Origin of the sequence: Isoptericola sp. NPDC056578 (assembly GCF_042793275.1) — a bacterium.
Classification (GTDB): Bacteria; Actinomycetota; Actinomycetes; order Actinomycetales; family Cellulomonadaceae; genus Isoptericola.
Map to the genome: position 1 here is coordinate 1 of NZ_JBHTVC010000004.1, position 5,923 is coordinate 5,923.

Below are 5,923 nucleotides of genomic sequence, written 5' to 3' on the forward strand. Positions count from 1 at the left end.
GGCCCCGGACGGTACGCCGTCCGGGGCCCGCGCTCGTCGACGGGCGTCAGGCGGCGAAGCCGCCGATCACCGGGACGAACTCACGTGCCGCGCGGTGCGCGACCAGTCCTTCGCGGCGCATGGGGTCGGCCGCGAGCAGCTCGAGCGCCCCGGTCGCGTCGGCGGCCTCGACGACCAGGAGCGCGCCGCCGGGCTCGCCGTCGGGCGTGGCGGGCAGCGGGCCGGACACGCGGAGCGCGCCGCTCTCGTGCAGGCCGCGGAGGAACGCCCGGTGCTCGGGCCGGACCTCCGCGAGGCGGCCGGGGTCGGTGACGTAGACGTACGTGACGGCGTAGACGGACATGGCCGTATCCAAGCACCCCGGGCCGGTGCGGGCGGTGGGCGTCCAGGCGGGGTCAGGGAGAGCGTCCGGGTGTGACCGGTCAGGCACCGGAAACCGCATAGAACGCCTGTACGAATGTCGGCGCTCCGACGTAGGATGCCCGGGTGAGCAACCGCCTCGTCATCTCCGGCGCCCGCGAGCACAATCTGCGCAACATCGAGCTCGACCTCCCGCGCGACGAGCTGATCGTCTTCACCGGCCTGTCCGGCTCGGGGAAGTCCTCCCTGGCGTTCGACACGATCTTCGCCGAGGGGCAGCGACGCTACGTGGAGTCGCTCTCCGCGTATGCGCGCCAGTTCCTCGGGCAGATGGACAAGCCCGACGTCGACTTCATCGAGGGCCTCTCGCCCGCGGTGTCGATCGACCAGAAGTCGACCAACCGCAACCCCCGGTCGACGGTCGGCACGATCACCGAGGTCTACGACTACCTGCGCCTGCTGTTCGCCCGCGCGGGGACGCAGCACTGCCCCGTGTGCGGGGAACCGGTGCGTTCGCAGACGCCGCAGCAGATCGTCGACAAGCTCCTCGAGCTGCCGGAGGGCACGCGCTACCAGGTGCTCGCGCCCGTCGTGCGGGGGCGCAAGGGCGAGTACGCCGACCTGTTCGCCGAGCTGCAGACGCAGGGCTTCGCCCGCGCGCGGGTCGACGGCGAGGTGGTGCAGCTGACCAGCCCGCCCACGCTCGAGAAGAAGCTCAAGCACGACATCGAGGTCGTCGTGGACCGCCTCGTGTCACGGGACGGCGTCCAGCGTCGCCTGACGGACTCGGTGGAGACCGCGCTGCGGCTCGCGGGCGGCCTCGTCATGGTCGAGCTCGTCGACGCCGACATCGACGACCTCGACCGGGTGCGCAAGTTCTCGGAGAAGCGGGCGTGCCCCAACGACCACCCGCTCGCGCTCGACGAGATCGAGCCGCGGACCTTCTCCTTCAACGCGCCGTACGGCGCGTGCCCGGAGTGCACCGGCATCGGCTTCCGCCTCGAGGTGGACGCCGACCTCGTCGTCCCGGACGAGGAGAGGACCCTGCGCGACGGCGCCGTCGTGCCGTGGGCGCAGACGTCGTCCGAGTACTTCGAGCGGGTGCTCACCGCCCTGGCGGAGGAGATGAGCTTCTCCATGGACGTGCCGTGGCGCGCCCTGCCGCAGCGCGCCCGCGACGCGATCCTGTTCGGCCGCAACCACCAGGTGCACGTGCGGTACAAGAACCGGTGGGGGCGCGAACGGCAGTACTCCACGGGCTTCGAGGGCGCGGTGACCTTCCTGGAGCGGCGGCACCGGGAGACCGAGTCCGACTGGTCGAAGGAGAAGTACGAGGCGTACATGCGGGAGGTGCCGTGCCCCGTGTGCTCGGGGGCGCGGCTCAAGCCCGAGGTCCTCGCGGTCACGGTGGGGGGCAAGTCGATCTGGGACGTGTGCCGGCTGCCGATCGACCAGGCCAAGCACTTCCTCGACGGGCTCGAGCTGGGCGAGCGCGAGCGTGCCATCGCGGCCGAGGTGCTCAAGGAGATCCACGCCCGGCTCGGGTTCCTCGTCGACGTGGGCCTGCACTACCTGTCGCTCGAGCGCCCGGCGGGCACCCTGTCGGGTGGGGAGGCCCAGCGCATCCGACTCGCGACCCAGATCGGCTCCGGCCTGGTCGGCGTGCTGTACGTGCTCGACGAGCCGTCGATCGGCCTGCACCAGCGCGACAACCACCGCCTCATCGAGACGCTGACCCGCCTGCGGGACCTCGGGAACACGCTGATCGTCGTCGAGCACGACGAGGACACCATCCGCGCGGCCGACTGGATCGTCGACGTCGGCCCCGGCGCGGGCGAGCACGGCGGCCGCGTGGTGCACTCGGGCGACTACGCCGGGCTCCTCGAGGCCGAGGGCTCGATGACCGGCGCCTACCTCTCCGGCCGGCGCAGCATCGCGCTGCCGGCGGAGCGCCGTGCGACCGACCCCGGCCGGAAGGTCACGGTCGTCGGTGCCCGGGAGAACAACCTGCGGGGGATCGACGTGTCGTTCCCGCTCGGGGTGCTCACGGCGGTCACCGGCGTCTCGGGGTCGGGCAAGTCGACGCTCGTCAACTCGATCCTGCACACCGTGCTCGCCAACGAGCTCAACGGCGCGCGCCAGGTGGCGGGCCGCCACACCCGGGTCACGGGCGTGGACCAGCTCGACAAGGTGGTGCACGTCGACCAGGGCCCGATCGGGCGCACGCCGCGGTCCAACCCGGCCACCTACACCGGCGTGTGGGACCGGATCCGCAAGATCTTCGCGGAGACGGAGGAGGCGAAGGTCCGCGGCTACGGGCCGGGGCGCTTCTCCTTCAACGTCAAGGGCGGCCGGTGCGAGGCGTGCGCGGGCGACGGCACGCTGAAGATCGAGATGAACTTCCTGCCCGACGTCTACGTGCCGTGCGAGGTGTGCCACGGCGCGCGCTACAACCGCGAGACCCTCGAGGTGCACTTCAAGGGCAAGACGGTCGCGGACGTGCTGGACATGCCGATCGAGGAGGCCGCGGAGTTCTTCGCGGCGTTCCCCGCGATCTCGCGCTACCTCACCACGCTGGTCGAGGTGGGCCTCGGCTACGTCCGCCTCGGGCAGCCGGCGCCGACGCTCTCGGGCGGTGAGGCGCAGCGGGTCAAGCTCGCGAGCGAGCTGCAGAAGCGCTCCACGGGCCGCACGATCTACGTGCTGGACGAGCCGACCACGGGCCTGCACTTCGAGGACATCCGCAAGCTGCTCGGCGTGCTGCAGTCGCTGGTGGAGAAGGGCAACACCGTCCTCGTCATCGAGCACAACCTCGACGTCATCAAGAGCGCCGACTGGATCGTCGACATGGGGCCTGAGGGTGGCTCGGGCGGCGGGACGGTCGTGGCGGAAGGGACTCCTGAGGAGGTCGTGCGGGTCGAGGCCAGCCACACGGGCCGGTTCCTCGCGCCGATCCTCCAGGCGCACCCGGCCGTGCCGGTGGCGGCCCCGGCCGGCCGGGCGAGGTCCGCCGCCGCGACGTCGACCTCGTCGGCGCCGCGGGCCCGCGGCTCGGCGAAGGCCACCGCCCAGGGGGCGGCGAAGGGCTCCGGGAAGACGAAGGCGACGGGGAAGTCCACGACGAAGCGTCCCGGTAAGCGCAGCGCCGCCTGACGCCCTAGCGTGTGGCCATGGGTGCGCACCACAACTACGCCGTGACCGTCGCCTGGCCCGATGCTGCCGAGGGCGGTGCCGCTGCTCCCGGTGGCGGACCGGGGACGACGTCCTACACGTCGTACTCCCGGGACCACACGGTGCTCGTCGCGGGCAAGCCGCCGCTTCCGGGCAGCGCCGACCCCGCGTTCCGGGGCGACCCGGCGCGGTACAACCCGGAGGAGCTGTTCGTCGCGAGCCTCGCGCAGTGCCACATGCTGTGGTTCCTGCACCTGGCCGCCGAGCACGGCCTCGTGGTCCGTGAGTACGTGGACGAGACGACCGGCACGATGCGCGTGGAGTCCCGGGGCGAGGGGCAGTTCACGGACGTCACGCTGCGGCCGAGGGTGACCGTCGACGCGGGGCCGCAGGCGACGGACGAGGCGGTGGCGGCGCTGCACCACCGCGCGCACGCCCTGTGCTTCATCGCTCGGTCGGTCAACTTCGCGGTTCTCGTGGAGCCCGCGCCGGTGCGGCTCGCGGCGCCGGCTCCGTAAGGGGCCGCCCCGACCCGAGCGGGTGATCTATACCAGTCCGGTCACACTGTCGTGTCGGCTGTTGACGTGGCGTCCGCGCGTGAATATTTTCCACTCCATCCCCGTGGTGGATGGGAGATATTTCCGTGAGCGGTGCGGAACCCGCCGCAACGGCTCACCGTGGCGCGAGACGAGGAGGTCGGCGCAGGGCCCGAGCGGGCAGGCAGCACGGTTGACGGGGCGTCCAGCGACGCACCCTGACACGAAGGGCATCAACGACGATGACCAACAACCTCACCACTGACCAGAGCAACATCACCCCCCAGCCCTCCCGTCGGTCGGTGCTCCGTGCCGTGATGTACACGGCCGCCGCCGTCCCGTTCGGCCTCCCCCTCGCGGCGTGCGCCACGGGTGGGGGAGGCGGCGAGGAGACCACCAGCGCCGCACCCGGCGGCGAGCAGGACGCGAAGAACCCGTTCGGCATGGCCGAGAACACCACGGTCGACGCGGTGATCTTCGACGGCGGCTACGGCGTCGACTACGTGGAGTTCGCCGGCACGGTCCTCGCCGGGTTGCACGCCGGCTCGACCGTGAAGGTCTCGCCCTCGACGCAGATCGCCACGGAGCTGCAGCCACGGTTCGTCGGCGGCAACCCGCCCGACCTGGTGGACAACTCCGGCGCCCAGTCGATCGGGTTCAACACGATCCTCGACCAGCTCGAGGACCTCACGGACATCATCGACGCGCCCAACGTCGAGGGCACGACCATCAGGGAGACCCTCTACGAGGGCGTCCTCGCGCCGGGGACCTACGGGGACAAGCTCGCGGCGATCAACTACGCGCTGACGGTCTACGGCGTCTGGTACTCGGGCAGCCTCTTCGAGAAGAACGGGTGGACGCCGCCCACCACCTGGGAGGAGGCCAAGGCCCTCGGCGCCGAGGCGAAGAAGGCCGGCAAGTACCTCTTCCTGTGGGGCACCGAGGCCGCCACCTATTACCAGACCCTGGCGGTCGAGTCGGCCATCAAGGAGGGCGGCGACGAGGTCCGGCTGGCGCTCGAGAACCTGAAGCCCGAGTGCTGGTCGAACGACGCGCTCCAGGCGACGTTCACGATCATGAAGGAGATCATCGACGCCGGGTACTTCAAGCCCGGCGGCTCGGGCACGCAGTTCACCGCGGCGCAGGCCCAGTGGAGCAACAAGGAGGAGGCGCTGCTCTACCCGTCCGGGTCGTGGATCGAGAACGAGATGAAGAAGCAGACGGCGCCGGACTTCCAGATGAAGGGCGTGCCGAGCTTCTCCGTCACGGCGAACGCCGCCATGCCCGCGACCGCGCTGCACCTGACCGCCGGCGAGCCCTTCATCGTGCCGTCGCAGGCGAAGAGCGTCGCGGGCGGCAAAGAGCTGCTCCGCATCATGCTCTCGAAGGAGTCGGCGACGAACTTCTCCAAGACGAAGCTGGCGCCGACGGTCGTCAAGGGCATCGTCCCGGACGACGGGTTCGGGTCCACCGCGCTGGTGTCGCAGTCCGAGATGATCGCCGCCGCCGGCGCGGACATCTTCACGTTCAAGTTCGTCGACACGTACGGCATGAACCAGGAGCAGCTCCCGATCTGGAACTCCTTCCTCGACGGCAAGAAGTCGGTCGCCGACCTGACCAAGGAGCTGCAGGCGATCACGGACCGCATCGCGAACGACGACACGATCGACAAGATCGAGGTGTCATGACCGCCATCCCCGGCGCCGGGCAGATCCTGCCCACCGGCGAGGGGGCCGCGGCGGGGCCCGGCAACGGGCCCCGCCCGCGGCGGGCCGGGGGGGGGGGGGTGGACCCCCGGTGCTTGTTAGGGCTCGGCCACGGGGGGCCGCACGCGCGGTTACGCGTCGTCGTGTTAA

4 protein-coding genes are annotated in these 5,923 nt (G+C 71.0%); 3 read left to right on the top strand and 1 reads right to left on the bottom strand.

All coding sequences use genetic code 11. The annotated features are described in order from the left end of the window. Window positions 1–46 precede the first annotated feature (46 nt). Window positions 47–343: a YciI family protein gene (locus tag ACFQ80_RS02515; RefSeq protein WP_430562439.1), complete on the bottom strand. Its 297-nt coding sequence runs from the start codon at window positions 341–343 to the stop codon at window positions 47–49. 143 nt (window positions 344–486) lie between these two features. On the opposite strand from ACFQ80_RS02515, the gene uvrA reads away from it, so the two are divergent. The 3 genes from uvrA to ngcE all read left to right on the top strand — a co-directional run bounded on the left by uvrA (window position 487) and on the right by ngcE (window position 5,755). Further along, entirely contained in the window at window positions 487–3,513 is a 3,027-nt protein-coding gene (gene uvrA / locus ACFQ80_RS02520; RefSeq protein WP_430552000.1) for an excinuclease ABC subunit UvrA, read from the top strand. A gap of 17 nt (window positions 3,514–3,530) precedes the next feature. Further along, window positions 3,531–4,049, top strand: a complete 519-nt coding sequence (locus ACFQ80_RS02525) for an OsmC family protein (protein WP_430551999.1) — start codon at window positions 3,531–3,533, stop codon at window positions 4,047–4,049. A 260-nt stretch (window positions 4,050–4,309) separates the two neighbouring features. Then, the gene (gene ngcE / locus ACFQ80_RS02530; RefSeq protein WP_430562440.1) at window positions 4,310–5,755 is read left to right on the top strand and encodes an N-acetylglucosamine/diacetylchitobiose ABC transporter substrate-binding protein; all 1,446 of its coding nucleotides are present in this window, start codon (window positions 4,310–4,312) and stop codon (window positions 5,753–5,755) included. Window positions 5,756–5,923 lie beyond the last annotated feature (168 nt).

Excerpts from the sequence above, each read along its gene's own strand:
- ACFQ80_RS02515 (WP_430562439.1), bottom strand. The coding sequence starts at position 343 with ATGTCCGTCTACGCCGTCACGTACGTCTACGTCACCGACCCCGGCCGC.
- ACFQ80_RS02525 (WP_430551999.1), top strand. The coding sequence starts at position 3,531 with ATGGGTGCGCACCACAACTACGCCGTGACCGTCGCCTGGCCCGATGCT.
- ngcE (WP_430562440.1), top strand. The coding sequence starts at position 4,310 with ATGACCAACAACCTCACCACTGACCAGAGCAACATCACCCCCCAGCCC.